Origin of the sequence: Rhodococcus sp. ARP2, from assembly GCF_001029585.1 — a bacterium.
GTDB classification, from domain to species: Bacteria; Actinomycetota; Actinomycetes; order Mycobacteriales; family Mycobacteriaceae; genus Rhodococcus_F; species Rhodococcus_F erythropolis.
The window spans coordinates 1-1,176 of record NZ_LEKE01000043.1; the positions used below are offsets into that span (position 1 = coordinate 1).

General features: G+C 63.0%; 1 protein-coding gene. It reads right to left on the reverse strand.

Translation table 11 applies throughout. The features are described 5' to 3' along the window. Window positions 1-1,175: aspartate aminotransferase family protein (locus ABX74_RS09690; protein ID WP_024488280.1), on the reverse strand; the 1,175-nt coding region annotated here is incomplete at its 3' end. Window position 1,176 lies beyond the last annotated feature (1 nt).

The window sequence follows — 1,176 nt, forward strand, 5'->3', positions numbered from 1 at the left end:
TCGGTCATGACGAACGTCGGCGAAATCTGCATCGCACCCTGACCCGCCGCGCGACCCGAAATACCGTGCTCACGCAACGTCTTCACGAACGGCAAAGCCTCCGCCGGATCAGCCAACTGCACCGCAGCGACCGCACCGAGCCCACTACGAACCTCCGCCACCCGCGGATGCTCGGCCAACGGCTGCAGATGCGTATGCAACGACGCCTCCAGACGCTTCGACTCCCCAAGCAAATTCTCACGCTCGAGAATGTCGAGGTTCGCCATCGCCGCCGCAGCAGCACCGGCATGCCCACCGTACGTGTAACCATGACGCCACCACGAACCCGCATAGAACGGCTCCGCCACCCGCGGCGCGATGAACACCGCACCCATCGGAACGTAACCGGACGTCAAACCCTTTGCCGTGGTCATCATGTCGGGCTGCAAATCGAAACGAGTAGACGCGAACCACTCACCACCGATACGACCGAAACCGGTCACGACCTCGTCGACGACAAACAGAATGTCGTGCTCGCGGCAGATGTCGCGCACCTCCGCCAGGTACCCCTCCGGCGGAAGATACACCCCACCCGCACCGATGATCGGCTCCGCGAAGAACGCGGCGATCTTGTTCGCACCGATCCTCTCGATCAACTCGAGCAGACTCTTCGCATCATCCCAGCCGACCGTGGCCGCATCCGCCATCAGCTCGCCGTACCCCTCACGGTTCACCGGAATACCCGCCAGAGCCGTTCCCGCAACATGCATTCCGTGGTACGCCTTCTGACGACCGACGATGATCGCCTTCTCCGGCTGCCCCACCTCGTGCCAGTACCGGCGAGCGAGCTTCGCCGCAGTGTCCACCGAATCCGAACCACCCGAAGTGAAAAAGATCTTGCTCCCGGCAACCGGCGCGATCGTCGCCAACCGCTCCGCCAACACCTGCGTGGTCTCGGGAACAAAATCACCGAAATTCGAGAAATGAGCGATCTTCGACAACTGAGCCGCCACCGCATCCGCGATCTCCGTGCGCCCGTGCCCGACATTGGTGAACCACAGGCCCGCCGTCGCATCCAGATACCGAGTGCCCTCGCGGTCCCAGATGTACGCGCCCTCACCGCGAGAGACGACAAACGCGCCGTTCTTCTCCACAGCGCCCATGTCCGCGAACCCGTGCCACAATGCCGAAGCCATC